This is a genomic window from Mycobacterium sp. DL592 (assembly GCF_011694515.1).
Classification (GTDB): Bacteria; Actinomycetota; Actinomycetes; order Mycobacteriales; family Mycobacteriaceae; genus Mycobacterium.
Genome location: NZ_CP050192.1, coordinates 385,361 through 406,124 on the forward strand (window position 1 = coordinate 385,361; position 20,764 = coordinate 406,124).

24 protein-coding genes and 1 pseudogene are annotated in these 20,764 nt (G+C 68.3%); 13 read left to right on the forward strand and 12 right to left on the reverse strand.

Annotation, left to right across the window (positions count from 1 at the left end; genetic code table 11):
* The first annotated feature begins 72 nt into the window (after nt 1-72).
* From HBE64_RS01830 to HBE64_RS01840, 3 genes are read left to right on the forward strand one after another with little or no spacing between them, the layout of a single operon-like run.
* Entirely contained in the window at nt 73-285 is a 213-nt protein-coding gene (locus HBE64_RS01830) for a CbtB domain-containing protein (RefSeq protein ID WP_167097235.1), read from the forward strand.
* 7 nt (nt 286-292) lie between these two features.
* Complete coding sequence (locus HBE64_RS01835) at nt 293-1,027, forward strand: CbtA family protein (protein ID WP_167097237.1); 735 nt, start codon at nt 293-295, stop codon at nt 1,025-1,027.
* Nucleotides 1,024-1,575, forward strand: coding sequence for a histidine phosphatase family protein (locus HBE64_RS01840; RefSeq protein ID WP_167097239.1), 552 nt, complete (start codon nt 1,024-1,026; stop codon nt 1,573-1,575). The genes HBE64_RS01835 and HBE64_RS01840 overlap by 4 nt, the downstream gene beginning before the upstream one ends.
* Before the next feature lie 24 nt (nt 1,576-1,599).
* Here HBE64_RS01840 and HBE64_RS01845 read toward each other — a convergent pair.
* The 3 genes and pseudogenes from HBE64_RS01845 to mhuD form a co-directional block, all read right to left on the reverse strand.
* A pseudogene (locus HBE64_RS01845) lies at nt 1,600-2,430 on the reverse strand (LLM class F420-dependent oxidoreductase).
* 106 nt (nt 2,431-2,536) lie between these two features.
* On the reverse strand, nt 2,537-3,904 hold the full coding sequence (locus HBE64_RS01850) for a serine hydrolase (RefSeq protein WP_371744066.1): 1,368 nt from the start codon (nt 3,902-3,904) through the stop codon (nt 2,537-2,539).
* Nucleotides 3,879-4,196, reverse strand: coding sequence for a mycobilin-forming heme oxygenase MhuD (gene mhuD, locus HBE64_RS01855; protein WP_167097243.1), 318 nt, complete (start codon nt 4,194-4,196; stop codon nt 3,879-3,881). Before mhuD ends, HBE64_RS01850 begins: the two co-directional genes overlap by 26 nt.
* 88 nt (nt 4,197-4,284) lie before the next feature.
* On the opposite strand from mhuD, the gene HBE64_RS01860 reads away from it, so the two are divergent.
* Entirely contained in the window at nt 4,285-5,028 is a 744-nt protein-coding gene (locus HBE64_RS01860; protein WP_243841599.1) for an alpha/beta fold hydrolase, read from the forward strand.
* Here HBE64_RS01860 and HBE64_RS01865 read toward each other — a convergent pair.
* On the reverse strand, nt 4,999-5,262 hold the full coding sequence (locus HBE64_RS01865) for a hypothetical protein (protein WP_167097247.1): 264 nt from the start codon (nt 5,260-5,262) through the stop codon (nt 4,999-5,001). The two genes, HBE64_RS01860 and HBE64_RS01865, sit on opposite strands and share 30 nt — an antisense overlap.
* Nucleotides 5,263-5,333: 71 nt before the next feature.
* On the opposite strand from HBE64_RS01865, the gene HBE64_RS01870 reads away from it, so the two are divergent.
* On the forward strand, nt 5,334-6,293 hold the full coding sequence (locus tag HBE64_RS01870) for a helix-turn-helix domain-containing protein (protein ID WP_167097249.1): 960 nt from the start codon (nt 5,334-5,336) through the stop codon (nt 6,291-6,293).
* A 116-nt stretch (nt 6,294-6,409) separates the two neighbouring features.
* On the opposite strand, the gene HBE64_RS01875 is transcribed toward HBE64_RS01870, so the two are convergent.
* Nucleotides 6,410-7,297: an A/G-specific adenine glycosylase gene (locus HBE64_RS01875; protein WP_167097251.1), complete on the reverse strand. Its 888-nt coding sequence runs from the start codon at nt 7,295-7,297 to the stop codon at nt 6,410-6,412.
* A 37-nt stretch (nt 7,298-7,334) separates the two neighbouring features.
* Here HBE64_RS01875 and HBE64_RS01880 point away from each other — a divergent pair, with 37 nt between their 5' ends.
* Together HBE64_RS01880 and HBE64_RS01885 are read left to right on the forward strand one after the other, a co-directional pair.
* Entirely contained in the window at nt 7,335-7,952 is a 618-nt protein-coding gene (locus HBE64_RS01880) for a carbonic anhydrase (protein WP_167097253.1), read from the forward strand.
* A gap of 80 nt (nt 7,953-8,032) precedes the next feature.
* Nucleotides 8,033-8,794: a hypothetical protein gene (locus HBE64_RS01885; protein WP_167097255.1), complete on the forward strand. Its 762-nt coding sequence runs from the start codon at nt 8,033-8,035 to the stop codon at nt 8,792-8,794.
* Here the strand turns inward: HBE64_RS01885 and disA are convergent.
* From disA to HBE64_RS01900, 3 genes are all read right to left on the reverse strand, one after another.
* On the reverse strand, nt 8,791-9,906 hold the full coding sequence (gene disA, locus HBE64_RS01890; protein ID WP_167097256.1) for a DNA integrity scanning diadenylate cyclase DisA: 1,116 nt from the start codon (nt 9,904-9,906) through the stop codon (nt 8,791-8,793). The two genes, HBE64_RS01885 and disA, sit on opposite strands and share 4 nt — an antisense overlap.
* A complete protein-coding gene (gene radA / locus HBE64_RS01895) occupies nt 9,897-11,345 on the reverse strand; it encodes a DNA repair protein RadA (RefSeq protein WP_167097258.1) in 1,449 nt (482 codons plus the stop codon). The genes disA and radA overlap by 10 nt, the downstream gene beginning before the upstream one ends.
* Nucleotides 11,346-11,409: 64 nt before the next feature.
* Nucleotides 11,410-11,967 (reverse strand): hypothetical protein, encoded by a 558-nt coding sequence (locus HBE64_RS01900; protein WP_167097260.1) that lies wholly within the window; start codon nt 11,965-11,967, stop codon nt 11,410-11,412.
* A 284-nt stretch (nt 11,968-12,251) separates the two neighbouring features.
* Here HBE64_RS01900 and carD point away from each other — a divergent pair, with 284 nt between their 5' ends.
* The 5 genes from carD to rlmB are packed head-to-tail and all read left to right on the forward strand — an operon-like array spanning nt 12,252 to nt 16,284.
* On the forward strand, nt 12,252-12,740 hold the full coding sequence (gene carD, locus HBE64_RS01905; RefSeq protein WP_167097262.1) for an RNA polymerase-binding transcription factor CarD: 489 nt from the start codon (nt 12,252-12,254) through the stop codon (nt 12,738-12,740).
* A gap of 18 nt (nt 12,741-12,758) precedes the next feature.
* Nucleotides 12,759-13,421 (forward strand): 2-C-methyl-D-erythritol 4-phosphate cytidylyltransferase, encoded by a 663-nt coding sequence (gene ispD / locus HBE64_RS01910; protein ID WP_167097264.1) that lies wholly within the window; start codon nt 12,759-12,761, stop codon nt 13,419-13,421.
* Nucleotides 13,418-13,918, forward strand: a complete 501-nt coding sequence (gene ispF, locus HBE64_RS01915; protein WP_167097266.1) for a 2-C-methyl-D-erythritol 2,4-cyclodiphosphate synthase — start codon at nt 13,418-13,420, stop codon at nt 13,916-13,918. The genes ispD and ispF overlap by 4 nt, the downstream gene beginning before the upstream one ends.
* A gap of 19 nt (nt 13,919-13,937) precedes the next feature.
* Complete coding sequence (cysS, locus tag HBE64_RS01920) at nt 13,938-15,356, forward strand: cysteine--tRNA ligase (protein WP_167097268.1); 1,419 nt, start codon at nt 13,938-13,940, stop codon at nt 15,354-15,356.
* Complete coding sequence (gene rlmB / locus HBE64_RS01925; RefSeq protein WP_167097270.1) at nt 15,346-16,284, forward strand: 23S rRNA (guanosine(2251)-2'-O)-methyltransferase RlmB; 939 nt, start codon at nt 15,346-15,348, stop codon at nt 16,282-16,284. Before cysS ends, rlmB begins: the two co-directional genes overlap by 11 nt.
* Before the next feature lie 10 nt (nt 16,285-16,294).
* Here rlmB and HBE64_RS01930 read toward each other — a convergent pair whose 3' ends face one another.
* Nucleotides 16,295-17,179, reverse strand: a complete 885-nt coding sequence (locus HBE64_RS01930; protein ID WP_167097272.1) for a TauD/TfdA family dioxygenase — start codon at nt 17,177-17,179, stop codon at nt 16,295-16,297.
* A 68-nt stretch (nt 17,180-17,247) separates the two neighbouring features.
* Between HBE64_RS01930 and HBE64_RS01935 the strand changes: the two genes are divergently transcribed.
* Nucleotides 17,248-17,826: a TetR/AcrR family transcriptional regulator gene (locus HBE64_RS01935; RefSeq protein WP_167097274.1), complete on the forward strand. Its 579-nt coding sequence runs from the start codon at nt 17,248-17,250 to the stop codon at nt 17,824-17,826.
* A 5-nt stretch (nt 17,827-17,831) separates the two neighbouring features.
* Here HBE64_RS01935 and HBE64_RS01940 read toward each other — a convergent pair whose 3' ends face one another.
* Genes HBE64_RS01940 through HBE64_RS01950 form a run of 3 tightly spaced genes read right to left on the reverse strand, consistent with a single transcriptional unit; the run spans nt 17,832 to nt 20,752 of the window.
* Nucleotides 17,832-19,061 (reverse strand): SLC13 family permease, encoded by a 1,230-nt coding sequence (locus HBE64_RS01940; RefSeq protein ID WP_167108496.1) that lies wholly within the window; start codon nt 19,059-19,061, stop codon nt 17,832-17,834.
* A 12-nt stretch (nt 19,062-19,073) separates the two neighbouring features.
* Complete coding sequence (locus HBE64_RS01945) at nt 19,074-19,994, reverse strand: MBL fold metallo-hydrolase (protein ID WP_167097276.1); 921 nt, start codon at nt 19,992-19,994, stop codon at nt 19,074-19,076.
* A complete protein-coding gene (locus HBE64_RS01950) occupies nt 19,994-20,752 on the reverse strand; it encodes a LamB/YcsF family protein (RefSeq protein WP_167097278.1) in 759 nt (252 codons plus the stop codon). The genes HBE64_RS01945 and HBE64_RS01950 overlap by 1 nt, the downstream gene beginning before the upstream one ends.
* Between the last annotated feature and the right edge of the window lie 12 nt (nt 20,753-20,764).

Here is a 20,764-nt window from a genome sequence, read left to right on the forward strand (position 1 = left end):
CACTGTCCACAGTCAGACCCGACACTCGTCATCTACCTATCCGGGACGCGAAGATTCCGGGAAAGGACTCTCATGACATCTTCCGAGGCCCGCAAGTCCACCCGTGCCGTCGATCTCTCGGCGGCCAAAGCGGTGGTGTGGTTGACCGCAACCGCGTTCTTCGCGCTGCTGGTGCTGTACTTCGTCGGCATGGATCAGGGCGCGACGTCTGTTTTCGGTGACGACATGCACGTGCACGAATTCCTGCACGACGCGCGGCACCTCCTCGGCTTCCCCTGCCACTGATCGCGCCATGCAAGCGCGAATCATCGCGCGCGGCCTGCTGGCCGGCGCGCTAGGCGGCGTACTCGCATTCCTGTTCGCCCGGATCTTCCAAGAGCCGGTGATCGACCGTGCGATCGCGTTCGAGGACGAGATGTCCCACATGCACGGCGGGCAGGAACACGGCGTGGAGCTGTTCAGCCGCGGTATCCAGGCCAACATCGGCATGGGGTTCGGTGTCCTTGCCTTCGCAGTGGCGATGGGGGCGCTGCTCGCGGTGGTGTTCTGCGTGGTCTACGGCCGCTTCGGTGACCTCGCACCGCGGCCCGCGGCTGCTCTGCTCGCCGGGGCGATGCTGTTGTGCCTCAACGTCGTTCCCGCTCTGAAATACCCACCGACCCCGCCGGCGGCCAGTCTGGAGGAGACCATCCGCCAGCGGACCCTGCTGTATCTGCTGATGGTGGTGATCTCCGCGGTCCTACTGGTGGCCGCGGTCGTCGTGCGCGGCAAGCTGATCGCCCGGCTCGGTGGTTGGAACGCGACGCTAGCCGCGGCGGGTGCCTATGTGGTGGCGCTGACTGTCGTGATGGCTGTGCTGCCGACGATCGACGAGACGCCCGAGCACTTTCCGGCCGACGTCCTCTACGAGTTCAGGCTCTACTCGCTGGGCACCCAGGTGGTGATGTGGGCGACCATCGGGGTCGTGTGCGCGGCGCTGATGCACCGGCTGCTCGACACCCGTGAGCGGACCAGCGTCCCGGTGTGAGTGAGGTCGTCCGGCTGACCCTGGTTTCCCACGCCATGACCGATGCCATGGCAGCCGGACGATTCGCCGACGACGAGCCGCTGAACGCACTGGGCTACAACCAGATTGACGCCGTCGCCGATATCGGCCAGTTCGACTCGGCATTCACCGCGCCCGAGGTCCGGGCCCGGCAGACCGCCGAGCTTCTGGGCCTGCGGGCGGCGGTGGAGGACCGCCTGGCCGACCTGGACGTTGGGCGCTGGCATGGCTGCCTGCTCTCAGATCCGCCGCCGGCTGAACTGGCCGCCTGGCTGAGCCGGCCGGACAGTGCCCCGCACGGCGGTGAGTCCGTCGAGGCGCTGATCGCCCGGGTGGGCGCGTGGATGGACGACGTCAGCGGCACACCGGTGCGACTGGCCGCCGTCACTCACCCGGCAGTGGTGCGCGCAGCCATCGTCGTCGCGCTCGACGCCCCACCGGAGTCGTTCTGGCGCATCGATATTGCGCCGGTCAGCCGCACCGTGTTGCACCACCGCGGGCGGTGGACATTGCGTTGGGGTGCGCGGTAGCGGGGCAGCCCGGTCCCGGTGGGCTCAGCCGCGATATTCGGCTACCAGCGCAGCGAAGTCGTCGAGAGTTCTCAGCGACTCGTCCCTCGGGGCCGGCGGCAGGAACAACGCGACCTGATCGAAGCCGAGAGCCTCAGACGTGCGCCAGTACTCCAGATCCGTGGGGGTCCCGAACTGCGCTAGCGGAACATCGTGCCCTGCACCGTCGCGGATCTGGTTGATCCGCTTGGACAAATGGTCCGCCGGACCCGCTTCGCAGATCCAGCCCGCCCCATGGCGGATGACGCGCTTGACGGTGGCGTCGGAGTCGCCGCCGATATAGATCGGCGGGTGGGGCTTGCGTACCGGCTTGGGCCGGCTGAAGGCAGACTCGATGTCGACGTACTTGCCGTGATACTCCGCCGGCTCCTCGGTCCACAGCGCTTTGATCGCCTCGATTCGCTCGTCGAGAAGTGCGCCGCGGGTCTTCGGGTCGGTGCCGTGGTTGCGCATCTCTTCGAGGTTCTACCCCGCGCCGACCCCGAAGACGAACCTGCCGCCCGAAATCAGATCGATGCTCGCCGCCTCTTTCGCGGTATGCACCGGATCACGTTGCACCAGCAGAGCGACGCCGGTGAACAACTCGATCGTCTTCGTTACCGCCGCGGCCGCAGCCAATGTCACAAACGGGTCGAGCGTTTTGTAGTACATCGACGGCAGTTCGCCGCCGTCAGGGAATGCCGATGCGCGGCTGGCCGGGATGTTGGAATGCTCGGCGATCACCAACGAGTGAAAACCGCGTTCCTCGATGGCTCGCCCCAAGGAAACCGGGTCGATGCCGTCGTCGGTCACGAATGTCGAGATACCGAACTTCATGTGCTCCCTCGCCGTGGACGTCGTCTGGTCGAAACACTAGTGATGGCCACCGTATTCGCCGCTCTGGCATCGCGCAGCACCGCGGGGGGTGGACATTGCGCTGGGGTCAGCGGTAGCGGGGCAGCAGCCCGAACACCTGCTTGATGATTGTCATCACCCAGCCGCCGGCATTCGGGCTGTGGTATCGCGGCCAGTTCAGCTGGAAGCTGACCACCCACGCCTGCCCGGTGCGATCCACTGCGTACCAGCTGAACGTGTAGTCGCCGGGCAGGTTACCGGCCTTCGCCCCGATGTAGGGCCACTCGGTGCGGTCGAGGTCGATACCGGCGATCTCCGACATGATGTCCTTCACCGGGGCCGCGGGGCCGACGGCGTTGTGCTGCAGGGCGGCGTGCACGCGGCAGATGTCCTCCGCGCTGCCGTACCACTCTGCGCCGTACGCCGAACCCGGTGCGTGGGTGCGCTGTGGATCCGGTTCGTAGGGGCGGGAGTTGGCTTCCTGCAACAGGATTGCCCGGCGCTGCGGGGTGGCTGTCTTCCACTGGTCGCGGACGTCGGGGTTGCCCCAGCCGACGGCGAAGATCTCCCGCATGGTCGGGAACGGCACCATGCTGGCGGGGTCGTGGTGACCGGCGTCGACCAGGGCCTGCTCGATGGCGTGGGTGCCCAGCCGGTTGATCAGCATGTCGGTGGCCATGTTGTCGCTGGTCGAGATCATCTTGCCGGCCGCCTGCCGTACGGTGATCTGCGATCCCGCTGGCAGCTTGTCGAACCCGGAGGAGCCCAGCTTCTTGCCCTCGGCGGTAATGGTCAGCTTGTCGTCCCACGTCAAGGTGCCGGCCCGCACCGCGGTTTCCACGGCGAACAGCACGTAGGTCTTGAAAATCGATGCCAGCGGCAAGGATTGGGCGGTGTTGGTGCCTGCGACCTTCTCGCAGCGCCCGTCGTCGACCTTCGACACCTGCCACGAGTAGCGCGCGCCCGTGCGGTTCAGGGCGGTGTCGACGTCCTGCCACGAGTTTATGACGGGCTTCTCGGTGGTCACCTCGAAGCGGCGGACGAAAGTGTCGTCGCCGGTGCGCAATTCGATGTCCTGGCGGGCACCGTAGGAGGTGAGCAGATGCAGCGTGGCCACACCGGCGCCGATGTCCACTCCGGCCAGGGTGTAGGGCCGGTCCCACCACAGCGAGTCCATGGTGGCGGCTACCGCGTTGACCATGTCGGGCGCGGCGAGGGTCTTGACGCTGGCTGCTCCGATGGGCCAGTCGGAGTTCAGCATGTCCATGACCTGCTGGGCCCGCACCCCCTGCGGGGTGTTGATCTCGATGCGCACAGCTGCGCCGGCGTTGGCCGGCGGCGCAGGTGCCGGTGCGCAACTCGTCGCCAGGGCAGCAGCCGACACGATCACGGTGGTCAATGCCACCGTGGTCCGGCGCACCCGGCGGGCGCTACGCCTGGGTGCCGGTCCCGGCAACGTCCAGCACAACCTCGAACTCCAGCAGGTGAGCACCCTTGGCCACCGGGTTGGCCCGCTCCCCGGCATGCGCTTCGATCGCGGGGCCGGTGGCCCAGGCCTGGAAGGCCTCTTCGCTCTCCCATGTGGTCACCACGAAGTAGCGGTCCTCACCTTTGACCGGTCGCAGCAATTGGAACCCGAGAAAGCCCGGCTGGTTGTCGACCGCGTGCGCGCGGTTGGCGAACCGCTTCTCCAGTTCGGGGCCGGCACCCGGGGGTATCTCGATTGCGTTGATCTTCACCACGGACATGGCGCAAGGCTACCGCGCTCGCCTGAGGCGGTGTCCCACCGCGCAAGATGAAGCGGTGAAGTCCGAGCTGCTGACCCACCGCGGTGGCATGGGGCGCCCGCTGGTGTTGGTGCACGGCCTGATGGGTCGCGGCAGTACGTGGTCGCGGCAGGTGCCGTGGCTGTCCCGGTTCGGCGCGGTCTACACCTACGACGCGCCCTGGCACCGTGGCCGCGATGTCGAGGACGGCGCCCCCGTCAGCACCGAGCGGTTCGTCGAGGATCTGGGTGAGGCGGTCAGCGGGCTGGGTGCCCCGGCGACCCTGATCGGGCACTCGATGGGCGGTCTGCATTCCTGGTGCCTGGCCGGGCAGCGGCCCGATCTGGTCAGCGCGTTGGTGGTCGAGGATATGGCGCCGGACTTCGTCGGGCGCACCACAGGACCGTGGGAGCCCTGGGTGCACGCGCTACCCGTCGAATATGGTTCGGCGGAAAAGGTTTTCGAGGAGTTCGGTCCGGTGGCCGGGCGGTACTTCCTGGAGGCGTTCGACCGCATCGCCACCGGCTGGCGACTGCACGGGCAGCCGGCCCGCTGGATCGAGATCGCCGCGGAGTGGGGCACCCGTGACTACTGGCAGCAGTGGCGATCGGTCCGCGCGCCGGTGTTGCTGATCGAGGCCGGCGATTCGGTGGCGCCGCCCGGCCAGATGCGCCGGATGCACGAACTGGCGGGGGACCGCTCGACGTATGTTCACGTGCCCGGCGCCGGGCATCTCGTGCACGACGACGCCCCCGATCAGTACCGCGTCGCCGTCGAGGGCTTTCTAGCGGCGCTCGCCGAGCACACCGGGTGACGGCCATACCGGGTGCTCCTCGAAGCGGGTGCGGATGGCACTGAGGTCGTGTGCGATGCGGCGGGCGTCGGCGTCGTCATCGTCGCGGTAGAGTCGGCCGACCAAGGGGGCGGCGACCATGAAGTTTGTGCGGTGCAGCCCCGCGGTGCCGTCGCGGTGCGATACCGCGGCGACGATGCCGAACGGTGCGAGCAGGAGCACGGTCAGGCCCAGGAAAATGATGAGAGCGGTCATGGCAGTAACTCTTCGGGCAGTTATATCCAGCCAACAGTGGCAGCACTGACCACATGAGATAAAATGCTGCCATGGCACTGCGCAGCGTCTCGGCCCTCGTCCTCGACGGCGTCACGGTGTTCGAGTTCGGGGTGATCTGCGAGGTCTTCGGCATCGACCGCTCCGCCGACGGCGTGCCGAACTTCGACTTCAAAGTGTGCGGACCGGAACCCGGCAAGGCCCTGCGCACCAGCGTGGGTGCACAGCTGATCCCCGATCACGGGCTCGACGACCTGATGGGTGCCGACGTCGTGGCGGTTCCCGCGGTCAGCGGCCCGCCGGAGAACTACCCGCCCGAGGCCCTGGAAGCGCTGCGGGCCGCCCACGCGGCCGGCTCGACCGTACTGACGGTCTGCTCGGGCGTGTTCGTCGCAGGCGCCGCGGGCCTGCTCGACGGACGCCGGGTCACCACGCACTGGATGCACGCCGAAGAACTGGCCCGGCGCTACCCGTCGGCCATCGTCGACCGCAATGTCCTGTTCGTCGACGACGGCGATCTGGTCACCAGCGCGGGCACCGCTGCGGGTATCGACGCCAGCCTGCATCTGGTGCGTCGTGAGCTCGGCAGCGCGATCACCAACGTCATTGCCCGCCGGATGGTGGTGCCCCCGCAACGCGACGGCGGCCAACGTCAGTACATCGATCAGCCGATACCGGCGCGATGTTCGGAAGGTTTTGCCCCGCAACTGGATTGGATCCTCGGCAACCTAGGAGCGCCTCATACGGTCGCCAGCCTGGCACGCCGTGCGAGCATGTCGGCCCGCACGTTTGCGCGCCGCTTCGTCGAGGAGACCGGCACCACGCCCATGCAGTGGGTCACCGACCAGCGGGTGCTCTATGCGCGCCGGATGCTCGAGGAGACCGACCTCGACGTAGACCGCATCGCTGAGCGGGCCGGCTTCGGCAACGCCACCCTGCTGCGCCACCACTTCCGCCGGATCGTCGGTGTTACGCCCTCGGACTACCGGCGCCGCTTCGCCCAGGCCTCCTAGTCGCGTCGCGACAGTGCGCGTACTGCGCGCCGCTGCGGCGTGTCGCCGTACCGACACGCACGCTCGGTCGCGGCTTACTCGCCTTCGGTGGTGTCTGCTCGGCTCCTCCTCAGTCGCTACGCTCCCGCGTCGTCGCCTTCGCCGGCCAACGCGAACCGGCCGTCGGCCGTCTGCTCCACCAAACCGTCCACCAGCAGCGAGTCCAGCGCGCGGTCGCGCTGTGCTGGGTCGGTCAGCCACACCACGTCGAGCCGGGCCCGTTCCACCGGCGCCGTGCTCGCGCGCAACACATCCATCAGCTTCCCGCGGACCTGACGGTCGGTACCGGCGTAGCGCTGCGTCGGCCGAGCCGGGCCGGTGCCAGCCGGGAAACCCGCGGCCCGCCAGGCGCACACGCTCAGCGGGCAGATGCCGCACTTCGGTGATCGTGCGGTGCACACCGTGGCGCCGAGCTCCATGAGCGCAGCGGAAAACGTTGGGGCACTGGCATCATCGGGCAGCAGCGCCTCGACGTCGGCCATATCGCGGGTCGCTGAGGGGCTGCCTGCATCGGCCAGGCCGTGCACCGCGCGGGCGACCACCCGGCGCACGTTGGTGTCCACGACCGGCACCGGCTTGCGGTAGGCGAAGCACGCCACCGCACGTGCGGTGTAGGCACCCACGCCCGGCAGGGTCAGCAGCACCTCGACATCGTCGGGCACCACATCGCCATGTTCGGTCGCGATCACCGTGGCGCACTCGTGCAGACGCTTGGCGCGGCGCGGGTAGCCCAGCTTTCCCCACGCCCGCAACACGTCGGCGGCGCCGGCGGCCGCGGTCGCCGACGGGGTCGGCCAGCGCGCCACCCAGTCCAGCCAGATCGGCGCCACCCGCGCCACCGGGGTCTGCTGCAGCATGAACTCGCTGACCAGAATCTGCCAGGCACTGACATCGGGGTCACGCCACGGAAGATCGCGGCGGGCCACGGCGAACCAGTCGACGAGTTCCTTCGGGGAGATGCTCACGACGTGCCCGATTCATCCGCAGTGCAGAATAGGCGCCATGCCAAACAGCAACCCGGTGACAGCGTGGAAGGCACTCAAGGAGGGTAACGAGCGCTTCGTCGCTGGTAAGCCCGAGCATCCGAGCCAGAGCATCGAGTACCGCGCGAGCCTGGCCGCGGAGCAGCGCCCGACCGCCGTCGTGTTCGGATGCGCCGACAGCCGGGTGGCCGCCGAGATCATCTTCGACCAGGGCCTCGGGGACATGTTCGTGGTCCGCACCGCCGGCCACGTCATCGACTCCGCGGTGCTCGGCTCCATCGAATACGCCGTCACCGTGCTGAACGTGCCGCTGATCGTCGTACTCGGCCACGACAGCTGCGGTGCGGTCAAGGCCACGCTGTCGGCGCTCGACGACGGGCAGGTTCCGCCCGGGTTCGTCCGAGACGTCGTCGAACGGGTCACCCCGTCGATCCTGCTGGGCCGCCGCGACGGCCTGACCCGCGTCGATGAGTTCGAGGCCCGCCATGTCACCGAGACCGCTGCGCAGCTGATGTCCCGCTCGACGGCCATCGCCGACAAGATCAACGCCGGCACGCTGGCCATCGCCGGCCTCACTTATCAGCTCGCCGACGGCAAGGTCGCGCTCCGCAAACACATCGGCGATATCGGCGAGTAATCACCGATCCGGCTGGCGAACAAGGCGACACGCCGAGTGAGGTCGGACAGCTGGCGGTGACCTGGGCTTACCGTGAGATCGTGCTGGATCTCGAACCGCGTGGACCTCTGCCCTCGCAAATCTACTGGCGACGCCGTGGACTGGCGATCGGCATCGCGGCGCTGGTTCTTGCCATCGTCATCGGCGTGGCCTTCGCTGTGTTCGGCGGCGGCTCGGACTCCAAGAGCTCGGTGAAGACCGCGGCCTCGCAGTCGCAGAACCCCCAGCCGGAGAACAAGACTCCTGTTGTGGCCCCGCCGCCGTCCGAGTCGGCACCGCCGCCCACCCCGACACCCACCGAGGCCGTCGCCCCGCCGCCGGTGCTGAAGGAGGGCGACGACTGCCCGGACTCGACGTTGGCGGTCAAGGGCATCACCAACGCGCCGCAGTACGTCATCGGTGATCAGCCGAAGTTCACCATGGTCGTCACCAACATCGGCCTGGTCGCCTGCAAGCGCGACGTGGGCGCCGCTGTGCTGGCCGCCTACGTGTACTCGCTGGACAACAAGCGGCTGTGGTCCAACCTCGACTGCGCGCCGTCCAACGAGACCCTGGTCAAGACGTTCAACCCGGGTGAGCAGGTGACCACCGAAGTGACCTGGACCGGCATGGGTTCCGCGCCGCAGTGCCCGCTGCCCCGTCAGCCCATCGGACCCGGCACCTACAACCTGGTGGTCCAGCTGGGCAACCTGCGCTCGGCATCGGTGCCGTTCATCCTCGCCGAAGCCCCGCCGCCAGGTGCCGCGCCGGCGCCGGGAAATGCCCCGGCCACGGTCGAGGCACCGCCGGCTCCCGGCGGCTAGACCAGCCGGTCGGCGATCGTCGACTCCGCCAGTTGCGAGAGTCCCTCACGGACGTGGCGCGCCCACATGGCACCGATGCCGTCGACTGACTGAAGATCGGTCGCGCTGGCCGCCAGCAATCCCTGCAGGGAGCCGAAGTTGCGGACCAGCAGATCCACGTGGGCGAACTGCAGGCGCGGAATTCCGGCCATCGCGCGGTAGCCCCGCGCGCTGAGCGCCGAATCCTGCGCCTCCGCGGTGGAGGGATACCCGAACACCCGCGACAGCGCGGTGAAATCCAATAGCTCGGTGTCCGACAGCCCGTCGAGTTCGGCCAGGGTTGCGCTGACCTGGGCCTTCGTCGGCGGGTCCGGGTTGGCGTGGTAGTCCAGCACGACCAGCTCACGTGCCGTGTCGTTGCCGCCCAGCAGTTCCTCCAGCTGCAACCGCAGCTGGCGGCCATCGGTGCCGAGTTCCACCGCGTCCGCGTCGATCTCGAGCCCGATCCGGCGGACCATCTCCAGTCGCTGCACCACGGTCATCACGTCGCGCAGCGTGACGAAGTCCTCGATCTCGGCGGTCGAGAGTTGCCGGGACACCTCGTCGAGGCGGGCTTTGTAACGCTCCAGCGTGGCGATCGCCTGGTTTGCGCGGGACAGGATGGTGGCCGAGTCCGCGACCACGTGGCGCTCGCCGGCGACGTAGACGGTGACGATGTTCATCGAGTGGCTCACCGAGATCACCGGATATCCGGTCTGGATGGCGGTGCGTTCCGCGGAGCGATGTCGGGTGCCCGACTCGTCGGTCGGGATCGTCGGGTCCGGCACCACCTGTACGTTCGCCCGCACGATGCGGCTGCCGTCGGTCGAGAGCACCACCGCGCCGTCCATCTTCGACAGCTCGCGGAGCCGGGTCGGAGCAAACCGGACGTCCAGCGAGAAACCGCCGTCGCAGATGGCCTCGACCCGTTCGTCGTAGCCCAGCACGATCAGCGCGCCGGTGCGGCCCCGCAGAATGCGTTCCAGCCCGTCGCGTAGGGCGGTACCCGGCGCCAGCCGCCCGATCGTGTCACGCAGCGTGGCGACCGGCGGCTGTGCCGACCCATTCGACCGGTTGACGGTGCTCACAGCCACTTATTGTCCACTGCGTCGCCGTCGTTACTCGACCTGTCCCGCCGAATCTGTGTGACGACGTTGTCGTACTGCGATTTCGCCATGGTCAGCATCGAGCGCAGCGCATCGCCGATGGTGGCCGATTCGATTGCCCGGAAACCCTTCGGCACCGTGCCGCACCCGACCGGGACCAGCGCGGTGGTGAAGCCGAGGCGGGCCGCCTCGGCCAGCCTGCGGTCCATACCGGTGACCTTGCGCAGGTCCCCGGCCAGGCCCACTTCACCAATCACCACGGTGGTGCTCGGTAGTGGTGTGTCGGCATAGGCCGAGGCCATCGCCATCGCCACGGCGAGATCCGAGGACGGGTCCATCAGCCGCATACCGCCGACCGTCGACAGGTAGATGTCGGTCGCGCTGACCTTGAGCCCGGCCCGTCGCTCGAGCACGGCGGCGATCATCGCCGCCCGCGAGTTGTCGATGCCGCTGACCGCGCGGCGCGGCTGTGCGTGGTCGCCGCGCGCTGCCAGCAGCGCCTGGATCTCTCCGATCAGCGGACGCTTACCGTCGAGTGTCACCGTCACCGCGGTACCCGACACCGGGGTGGGCCGCTCGTCGAGGAACAACCCCGACGGGTCGGCCACGCCTTCGATTCCGTTGTCGTGCAACAGGAAACAGCCGACTTCGTCAGCGGCGCCGAACCGGTTCTTGACACCGCGCACCATGCGCAGAGCGGAGTTGCGGTCACCTTCGAAGTGCAGGACCACGTCCACCAGATGTTCCAGGGAACGCGGCCCGGCGATCGCCCCGTCCTTGGTGACGTGCCCGACGAGCATCATCGCGACACCGGTGGACTTGGCGGTCGCGGTCAGCGCGGTGGTCACCGCGCGGACCTGGGTGACCCCGCCGACCACGCCGTCGGTGTCGCCTGCGCTCATCGTCTGTACCGAGTCGACGATCACCAGGCTCGGTTGCACCGCATCGATGTGCCCGAGCACGGTGTTGACGTCTGATTCGGCGGCCAGGAAGACCTCGTCGTGCGTGCATCCGGTGCGCTCGGCGCGCATCCTGATCTGCCCGGCGGACTCTTCGGCGGATACGTAGAGGGCCCGGCGGCCGGCCTGGGCCCACCGGTTGACCACGTCGAGCAGCAGCGTCGACTTGCCGACTCCCGGATCACCGGCCAGCAGGCTCACCGAGCCCGGAACCACACCACCGCCGAGGACCCGGTCGAGTTCGCTCACCCCGGTGGGGAAATGGCGGGTGCGGTCAGGGTCGATCGAACTGATCGGCACCGCGGGCGACGACGGCACCACGGCGCGTTGCGCGCTTCCGCCCGCCAGTGGCGGCGCGGTGAGTTCCTCGACGGTTCCCCAGGTTCCGCATTCGGTGCAGCGGCCGACCCATTTGCCGGTGACATGGCGGCATTCGGAGCATCGGTATTGCACTCGCGCCTTGGCCACTCTGTGACGCTATCGGGTGGGTACGACAGAAACCTGATCAACCCGCCGGGCTGATCGGCCGGGCTCAGCCGTGTCCGCCGCCGGTGCCCACTTCGTCGCGGCGGGGAGCCTCACCCGCCGAGATCGGCACGGCGATCGTGGCCTGGCCGGCCTTCTCGAACTCGAAGGTGAATTTGTAGGTCAGTCCGTTGGTGATCGGCTCGCTCAGCGTCACCTCGGCGGTGGTGGGCTGCGCGCTGCTCAGCGCGGTGACCTCATCCTGGCCGTCGGCCGTGCCGACCAGCAGCCGCGAGGACGCCGGGATCGCGGTCGGACCGCTCACCTCTACCGAGCCCACGTCGCTGGTGATGCCGACCAGCTTGTCGTTGACGTCGGGGGAGTTGTTGGCTGCCAGGAAGATCAGCTGAACCGTGCGGCCGGGCTTGAGGGAGTCGCCGGTCTGCACAGCCTGCAGGTGGACATTGCGCAGTGCGATGTTCTTGATGTTGGCGGTGCTGCCGTTGACCGCGGACTCCTGGCTGGCGGTCTGCGAGATCTGGCCAGATCCGCAGCCGGTGAGGAGCAGGCCACCGGCGGCCAGCGTCGCGGTTGCCACCACGAGGCGGTTAGACAAGCGGTTCACAGCAGCCTCCTGCTTGGGCCGGTGCGGTCGGCAGAATCTCGCCGCCGCGGTTCGACTATGTAGCGTAGTAGGTACCACGGCCGCGCGGTAGCCAAGGGTCGCCCTACCTCGACGGCAACATCGCAAACCGTTGCCGCAGAGCACTGGAACAGGCCTGCTCGTTGCACGCTTTCGTCACCGTGTCAACCCCCCGCCTTCACCTGCAGTGCCCCTGACCTGCACCGTTGATCCGCACGCTATTCGACGCCGTGCTAGCATTGAGGAGTGAAAGGGGCTCGAATCTGATGATTTTCAAGGTCGGAGACACCGTTGTCTATCCACACCACGGTGCTGCATTGATCGAAGCGATCGAAACCCGGACCATCAAAGGCGAACAGAAGGAATATCTCGTCTTGAAGGTCGCCCAGGGAGACCTGACCGTTCGAGTTCCAGCCGATAATGCCGAGTACGTCGGCGTTCGTGACGTTGTTGGTCAGGAAGGCCTGGACAAGGTCTTCCAGGTGTTGCGCGCGCCGCACACCGAAGAGCCCACCAACTGGTCGCGTCGCTACAAGGCCAACCTGGAGAAGCTCGCTTCCGGCGACGTCAACAAGGTGGCCGAAGTGGTTCGCGACCTGTGGCGCCGTGATCAGGAGCGCGGCCTGTCCGCCGGCGAGAAGCGGATGCTGGCCAAGGCTCGTCAGATCCTCGTCGGTGAGCTCGCGCTGGCTGAGAACACCGATGACGCCAAGGCGTCGATCATTCTCGACGAGGTCCTGGCCGCCGCCTCCTGACTGCCCTGAGGGGTATCGGTGTCGGAGACTGTCGCGGTCGTGACGGCCGCTGGTTCCGGTGAGCGGCTCGGTGCCGGAATTCCCAAAGCATTCGTCGATCTCGGCGGACGCACCATGCTCGAACGTGCCGTGGACGCACTTCTCGATTCCGGCGTCGTCGATCGGGTCGTCGTGGCCGCGCCCGAAGAGCGGGTCGACGCGACCAAACTCATCCTTGGTGACCGGGCCACCGTGGTGGCCGGTGGTCCGGAACGTCCCGATACCGTGCGGCGGGCGCTGGCCGCGGTAGGGGATCCGGACTTCGTCCTGGTCCACGACGCGGCCCGTCCGCTGACCCCGGTCGCACAGATCCAGCGGGTGGTTGCCGCACTGCGCGACGGACTTCGCGCTGTCATCCCGGTGCTCCCCGTCATCGACACCATCAAGGCCGTCGACGCCAACGGCGTGGTCCTGGGAACGCCCGAACGTGCCGGACTCCGCGCGGTCCAGACCCCGCAGGGCTTCGAAACCGCACTGCTACGCCGCGCCTACGAGGGCGCCGCCCGCGCAGTCGTCACCGATGACGCCTCGCTGGTCGAGTTCCTGGGAACCCCGGTCCACACCGTCGCCGGTGACACGCTGGCCTTCAAGATCACCACGCCGCTGGATCTGCGGCTCGCCCAAGCGGTGCTCGGCGCATGACGATTCCCCGTGTCGGGCTGGGCACCGACGTCCACCCGATCGAAGCCGGCCGGCCCTGCTGGCTGTTGGGCCTGTTGTTCGACGGCGCCGACGGCTGCTCAGGGCACTCCGACGGCGACGTCGCCGTGCACGCGTTGTGCGACGCCCTGCTCTCGGCGGCCGGGCTCGGCGACCTCGGGGCGGTCTTCGGTGTCGACCAGCGGCAGTGGCGTGGCGTCACCGGCGCGCAGATGCTGGCACACGTGCGTGACCTGCTGGCCGAGTCCGGTTTCGTGGTCGGCAACGCCGCGGTGCAGGTGATCGGTAACCGGCCCAAGATCGGTCCGCGCCGCGAGGAGGCGCAGCGGCTGCTCACCGAGCTGCTCGGCGCGCCGGTATCGGTGTCGGCGACGACGACAGACGGGTTGGGGCTGACGGGCCGCGGCGAGGGACTGGCGGCAGTGGCGACCGCTCTGGTGGTGTCCCGCGGCGACTCGGTGCCGGATAACGCCGATTAGGCCGGTAAGCTGGCGCGTCGTGACCGGCACCAGTTTGCGATTACACGACACCTACACCGGTGGCGTGCGCGAATTCGTGCCCATCCGGCCCGGCCATGCCTCCATCTATCTGTGCGGTGCGACCGTGCAGGGCCTGCCCCATATCGGACACGTCCGCAGCGGCGTGGCTTTCGACGTTCTTCGGCGCTGGCTGATGGCCAAGGGTTTCGACGTCGCCTTCATTCGCAATGTCACCGACATCGACGACAAGATCCTCACCAAGGCCGCCGACGCGGGTCGGCCGTGGTGGGAGTGGGCGGCCACCCACGAGCGTGAGTTCTCCGCCGCCTACGACGCCCTCGGTGTGCTGCCGCCCTCGGCGGAGCCGCGGGCGACCGGACACATCACCCAGATCGTCGAGCTCATCGATCGCCTTATCGACACCGGCCATGCCTACACCGGCTCCGGCGACGTCTACTTCGACGTGCTCAGCTTCCCGGAGTACGGCAAGTTGTCCGGGCACCGGATCGACGACGTGCACCAGGGCGAGGGCGCCGGCGAAGGTAAACGCGACCAACGCGACTTCACGTTGTGGAAGGGCGCCAAGCCCGGCGAGCCGTCGTGGCCCACGCCGTGGGGCCGGGGTCGGCCGGGCTGGCATTCCGAGTGCGTCGCGATGGCCCATGAATACCTGGGCGCTGAATTCGACATCCATTGCGGTGGAATGGATTTGGTGTTCCCGCACCACGAGAACGAGATCGCCCAGGCCCGCGCCGCCGGCGACGGCTTCGCCAGGTACTGGCTGCACAACGGCTGGGTCACCATGGGCGGCGAAAAGATGAGCAAGTCGCTGGGGAACGTGCTATCGATTCCCGCTGTGCTGCAACGGGTTCGGCCGGCCGAGCTGCGCTACTACCTGGGCAGCGCGCACTACCGGTCCATGCTGGAGTTCTCCGAGAACGCTCTTCAGGACGCCGTCAAGGCATACACCGGCATCGAGGAGTTCCTGCACCGGGTGCGTACCCGGGTCGGGACCGTGGTGCCCGGCACCTGGACCGAGAAGTTCGGTGCCGCACTCGACGACGACCTCGCCGTCCCGGTCGCACTGTCGGAGGTACACAGCGCGCGCGCCGACGGAAACCGGGCACTGGAGTCCGGCGACCACGAGACGGCGCTGGCCAAGGCCGGTGAAATCCGGGCCATGATGGACATTCTCGGCTGCGACCCGCTCAATGAACGGTGGGAGAACCGCGACGAGACCTCGGCCGCGCTCGGTGCGGTCGACGTCCTGGTGCGTGCAGAACTTCAGCGCCGCGACGACGCCCGCCAGACCCGCGACTGGGCGCAAGCCGACGAGATCCGGGACCGACTCAAGGAAGCCGGAATCGAAGTCACCGACACTGCAGACGGCCCGCAATGGGCGCTGCGCGAAGAAGGCAGCAAAGCAGATGGCGGGTAACTCCCAGCGCCGCGGCGCAATTCGCAAGGCAGGCACCAAGAAGGGGCCGACCGTCGGCTCAGGCGGGCAGCGCAGGCGCGGGCTCGAGGGGCGCGGCGCCACACCGCCGGCGCACATGCGTCCCGGACATCCGGCCAACAAGCGGGCCGCCAAACCGGCGCGCAAGCCGGCCACCAAGCCCACCGACGAAACCGAAATGGTCCTCGGCCGCAACCCGGTCGTGGAATGCCTGCGGGCAGACGCCCCGGCCAACGCGCTGTACGTGGCGCTGGGTGCCGAAGCCGACGAGCGGCTGACGGAGTCGGTGACACTGGCTGCCGATCGCGGCATCCCGATACTCGAGGTGCCGCGCACCGACCTGGACCGGATGAGCTCCAACGGCCTGCATCAGGGCATCGCTCTTCAGGTGCCGCCCTACCGCTACACCCATCCCGACGACCTGCTGGCCTCGGCGACGCGCGACGTCGACCCGGCCCTGCTGGTCGCGCTCGACAACATCTCCGACCCGCGCAACCTGGGGGCTATCGTGCGCTCGGTGGCAGCGTTCGCCGGGCACGGTGTGCTCATCCCGCAACGGCGTTCGGCGTCGGTGACCGCGGTGGCCTGGCGCACCAGTGCCGGTGCGGCAGCGCGTGTTCCGGTCGCCCGCGCCACCAACCTCAACCGCACGCTCAAGGAGTGGTCGGATGCGGGCCTGCAGGTGGTCGGCCTGGACGCCGAGGGCGACACCGAACTGGACGAGTTCGACGCCTCCGGTCCGTTGGTCGTGGTGGTCGGGTCCGAAGGCAAGGGGCTGTCGCGGCTGGTGCGCCAGACCTGTGACGTGGTGGTGTCGATTCCGATGGCAGGGCCGATGGAGTCGTTGAACGCGTCGGTGGCCGCCGGTGTGGTGCTCGCCGAAGTGGCCCGCCAGCGCCGCCGCCGCTAGGACCCGGGCCTCAGGCCGCGACGGTGTCGCGGTTGCTGTTTCCGACCCCGCGGCTGTGCCGGCCGTCGACCGACTGCGGCACGTCGCCGGCCAGGGTGACCCGGTGGACCAGGCGCCGTTGGTTGTCGTAGTTGTCGATGGCCCGGTGCTGGGTGGCGCGGTTGTCCCAGATCGCGACGTCGCCGGGCTGCCATTCCCAGCGAATGACGTTCTCGGGCTGAGTGATTCGACGTTGGAGTAGATCGATCACGGTGGCGGACTCGTGGGGGTCGAGCCCGAGGATGTACTTGACGAAGGACCCCACGAGCAGCGAGCGCTCACCGGTTTCGGGATGCACGCGCACGATCGGATGTTCGGTGCGGAAGTCGGATGCGGTGAAGTCGACCAGTTCGTTGATCCCGTCGATCTTGCTGTTGATCACATAGTCGAACTGGTTGGAATGCAACGCCCACAGGTCTTCGGTGAATCGCTTGAGGCTCGAGGGCAGCGCTTCGTAGGCGGCCACCGTCGAGGCCCACAGGGTCGATCCGCCGTAGCTGGGCAGGATGACCGCCCGCAGGATGGAGGCCTTGGGGTAATTGGCCAGGAATGTCACGTCGGTGTGCCACTGGGTGGCCTTGCCCCATTCGGAGTCCAGCGGTTGGATCAGTGCCTTCTCCGGGTCGGCGTGCTTGATGGACGGGTGCGCGACGGGAGTTCCGAGTAGCCGCCCGAACTCCTGCTGCTGGGTGTCGTCGAGGTGGTGCTGGCCCCGGAAGAAGATCACCTTGTTGTCCAGCAGTGCTTTCTCGATGAGGTGTACCGCGTCGGGATCGAGGTTCCCGTCCAGTCGGACGCCGTCGATCTGGGCGCCGATCCGGCTGGTCAATTTCGTCACAGTCACGGTGCTGGCCATCGTGAACCTCTCGTCGCGGTGCGGTCGTAGTCGGGTGACTACAGCTGATGGTGAGCTATCGTAGTCACATGACTACACCGTCGGCAACAGCATCGGAGGTTGCCTGTCCGCGGGGCAGGGAAGAGGTGGTGGACGCGATCCTGGTGGCGGCTGCCGATCTGTTCGCCGAGCGGGGTCCGACGGCCACCTCCATCAGGGATGTCGCGGCGCGGGCGGGCGTCAACCACGGCCTCGTCTACCGCCATTTCGGAACCAAGGATCAACTCGTCGGCGCCGTACTCACTTGGCTCGGCTCGTATTTCACTGCGCTGATCGCCAGCTCACCCGAGCCGGCGGTGGCCCAGGCCGCGATCGACCGTCACCTGCGGGTGATCGCCCGGGTCTCACTCGATGGCTTTCCGGTGGGAGAGTTGCAGTCCACCTTCCCCAACGTGGCCTTAATACTGGATCCGTTGTTGCGCCAGCACGGTGACGACCGCGAGACCAGACTTGCTGCGGCACATAGCCTCGCGGTCTATGTGAGCTGGTGTCTGTTCGGGGACTTCCTGCGAGCGGCGACCGGTCTCAAGGACGTTCCCGAGGCCGACGTGCAGGCCTCGATCCTGGCGGCCACCGCGGCGCTGTGCGCAGCGCCCGGGCGCGGCTGACGGGATCAGGCGCCGATCAGCCGGATTCCCGCCCACAGTGCCACCACGGCGACGACGAGGCACAGCGGCACCGTCAGCAGTCCCAGCCAGGTGAACTCCCGCACGCCGGTCGGCTCGCCGTGCTGGTGCAGAATCCGCCGCCACAGCAGGTTGGCCAGCGAGCCGACATAGGTCAGGTTCGGTCCGATGTTGACCCCGATCAGCACCGCCAGCACCGCGGCCGGGCCACTGACGAGGGGCAGCAGCACCAGCACCGCAGGCAGGTTGTTCACGACATTGGACAGCACCGCGGCCAGGGCCGCGATACCGAGCAGCGCCGCCAGGCTGTCCCCTGCGGGCAGCAGATCGCCGGCGGCGGTATCGAGCCCGTTGACCATGACGGCCTTGACCACCACGGCCAGCGCCAGGACGAACACACAGAACGGCAGGTTCAGCGAGCGGGCGATGCCGCCAATTGTGCTGCGCCGCTGGGCAAGCGGCCGCACGCCGAGCACCAGCACACCGGCAAGCGCAGCCCAGGCCGGCGACAGCCCGGCGAACGACGTCACGGCGAAGCCCACCAGGGTCAAGCCCAGCACCACCAACACGAACACCGGTCGCGGCACGGGCTCGGGGGCATCGACGGCGGGCAGGGCGGCGAGGTCGCGGCGGAACACCAGGCGCAGCACCGCGTACTCGGCGGCCACAGCCACCAGCCACGGTGCGGCCATCAGCACGCTGAACCGGGTGAACGACAACCCGGCAGCGCTGAATGCCAGCAGATTGGTCAGGTTGGAGACCGGTAGCAACAGGGACGCGGTGTTGGACAGGTGCGCGGTGGCATACAGGTGGGGGCGTGCCGGCACCCGCAGCATCCGCGCGGTCGCCAGCACGACCGGTGTCAGCAGCACCACCGTGGCGTCGAGGCTCAGGATCGCCGTCGTTGCCGCGGCGACGACGAACACCTGGCCCAGCAGGCGGCGCGGTCGGCCCGTGCTGGTGCGTGCCATCCACGACCCGGCCGCCTCGAACAGGCCCTCGTCGTCGCAGAGGCTGGCCAGTGCAAGCACGGCAGCCAGGAACGCCACGACCGGCAGCATCCGGCTCATCTCGGTGACCGCGTCGTGTGGTGTCACCGCGCCGACGGCGATGACGACGGCCGCGGCCGGAACCGCCGCCACCGCCTCGGACCAGCCGGCCGGCCGTGCGATCGCGAACAGCAGGACGGCCGCCAACAGCACCAGCGAGATGATCAGGTCGGTCAAGACTCAGGTCCAGGGGTCGGTGGGCTGCCACACCGTCGGCAGGTGCAACCGCACGCCGTCACGGTCGGCCAGACGTGACAGCACGCGCATCGTGACGTCGAGATCGTCTGCGGCGTAGGGCAGCGCTCGAAGTGGTTCGGTCAGCGGGCGGAAGAAGTCATCCCAGTGGATGAGGATCACCCGTTGTGCCCCAACGGCTTCGACGGTGTGCCGCCAGTAGTCGGTGATGTAGTCCTCCGGCTGGGGGCCGAGTTGACCGACGCCGAGGTAGACCACCTCGCCGCGCCGGCCCTCGAGTGCGCCGGGGACGAATCCGGCGCTGCCCTGGATCAGCACTCTGCGGTCGCTGGGTGTGTGGTGGATGAGCGTGGACCACGCCTCACCGCAGCGGTAGGCCGCCGCTTTGACCGGGGGGACGACTGGTCGGGTGATCTCCCCGGGGAAGCGATCCGGTGGGCAGTGGTGCGATTCGATCAGCGTCACGTCGAAGGGCCCGAGACTCAGCGGCTCGCCGGGATGGGCGACGACGATGCTGCCGGAGCCAAGGCCGGCTCCGCGAGCCACATTGGCGGCCGACTGGCCGCCGATCACCTGTGCCCCGGTTCGCTGGGCGACTACCGCGGAGTCCATGACGTGGTCGAAGTGGGTGTGCACGGGCAGCACCGCGGCAAGCCGGTTGATCCCGGCCCGGTTCAGGCAGTAGTCGATCCGCGACTCCGACGGGGTGAGCCGCCGCAATCCCACGTCGAGCAGGCTAGGGCGGGAGAAGAACCCGTCGGTGAGCACCGCGGTGGTGCCGTCGTCGACCAACAGCGTCGACACACCCAGCCAGGTGATGGCCAGCGCCGCATCGGGTTTGGCGGCGGTCAGGTCGAACCGGTCGCGGTAGTCGCCGATGTCGGGGCGGCCGAGCTTCAGGCGCATCAGGTGAAGGCCGTCAGCTCGACGCCGGCGGCGAGCAGGCGTTCACGAACCGCTGTGGCGATTTCCACCGCACCCGGTGAATCACCATGTACACAAACCGATTCCACCTCGATGGTGATCGTGGTCCCGTCGATCGCTTTGACCTGTCCGGAGGTCACCATCGTCGACACGCGGTCGGCGATCTGAGCCGGGTCGCGCAGCACGGCGCCCTTCTCACGCCGGGAGACCAGCTGACCGTCGGGCTGGTAGGCGCGATCGGCGAAGGCCTCAGCGACGGTGCGCAGGCCCAATGCGCGGGCCTCGTCGAAGAACACCGACCCGGCCAGCCCGAGCACCGGCAGGCCCGGGTCGACGGCGTGGATCGCCTGCGCTACGGCGCGGGCCTGCCCTCGGTCGTTGACGATCGTGTTGTACAGGGCGCCATGGGGTTTGACGTAGCCGACGGCTGTCCCGGCGGCCTGGGCCAGCCCGCGCAGGGCGCCGATCTGGTAGATGATGTCGGCGGTCAGCTCGGCGGGCTCGACGTCGATGTAGCGGCGGCCGAAGCCGGCGAGGTCGAAGTAGCCGACCTGGGCGCCGATCCGCACACCGGACCGCGCTGCGGACTCACAGGTGCGGGCCAGCCGCACCGGGTTGCCCGCGTGGAAGCCGCATGCGAGGTTCGCGCTGGTGACGATGCCGAGCATGGCGTCGTCGTCACCGAGTTCCCAGACGCCGAAACCCTCGCCCAGGTCTGCATTGAGATCCACTGACGGCACCGGCCCAGCCTA

What these genes read in the sequence shown, in the direction of transcription:
- HBE64_RS01830 (WP_167097235.1), top strand. Translation starts at nt 73, where the DNA reads ATGACATCTTCCGAGGCCCGCAAGTCCACCCGTGCCGTCGATCTCTCG.
- HBE64_RS01835 (WP_167097237.1), top strand. Translation starts at nt 293, where the DNA reads ATGCAAGCGCGAATCATCGCGCGCGGCCTGCTGGCCGGCGCGCTAGGC.
- mhuD (WP_167097243.1), bottom strand. Translation starts at nt 4,196, where the DNA reads ATGTCCGTGGTGAAGATCAACGCAATCGAGATACCCCCGGGTGCCGGC.
- HBE64_RS01860 (WP_243841599.1), top strand. Translation starts at nt 4,285, where the DNA reads ATGGGGCGCCCGCTGGTGTTGGTGCACGGCCTGATGGGTCGCGGCAGT.
- HBE64_RS01865 (WP_167097247.1), bottom strand. Translation starts at nt 5,262, where the DNA reads ATGACCGCTCTCATCATTTTCCTGGGCCTGACCGTGCTCCTGCTCGCA.
- HBE64_RS01870 (WP_167097249.1), top strand. Translation starts at nt 5,334, where the DNA reads ATGGCACTGCGCAGCGTCTCGGCCCTCGTCCTCGACGGCGTCACGGTG.
- HBE64_RS01880 (WP_167097253.1), top strand. Translation starts at nt 7,335, where the DNA reads ATGCCAAACAGCAACCCGGTGACAGCGTGGAAGGCACTCAAGGAGGGT.
- carD (WP_167097262.1), top strand. Translation starts at nt 12,252, where the DNA reads ATGATTTTCAAGGTCGGAGACACCGTTGTCTATCCACACCACGGTGCT.
- ispF (WP_167097266.1), top strand. Translation starts at nt 13,418, where the DNA reads ATGACGATTCCCCGTGTCGGGCTGGGCACCGACGTCCACCCGATCGAA.
- rlmB (WP_167097270.1), top strand. Translation starts at nt 15,346, where the DNA reads ATGGCGGGTAACTCCCAGCGCCGCGGCGCAATTCGCAAGGCAGGCACC.
- HBE64_RS01930 (WP_167097272.1), bottom strand. Translation starts at nt 17,179, where the DNA reads ATGGCCAGCACCGTGACTGTGACGAAATTGACCAGCCGGATCGGCGCC.
- HBE64_RS01935 (WP_167097274.1), top strand. Translation starts at nt 17,248, where the DNA reads ATGACTACACCGTCGGCAACAGCATCGGAGGTTGCCTGTCCGCGGGGC.
- HBE64_RS01945 (WP_167097276.1), bottom strand. Translation starts at nt 19,994, where the DNA reads ATGCGCCTGAAGCTCGGCCGCCCCGACATCGGCGACTACCGCGACCGG.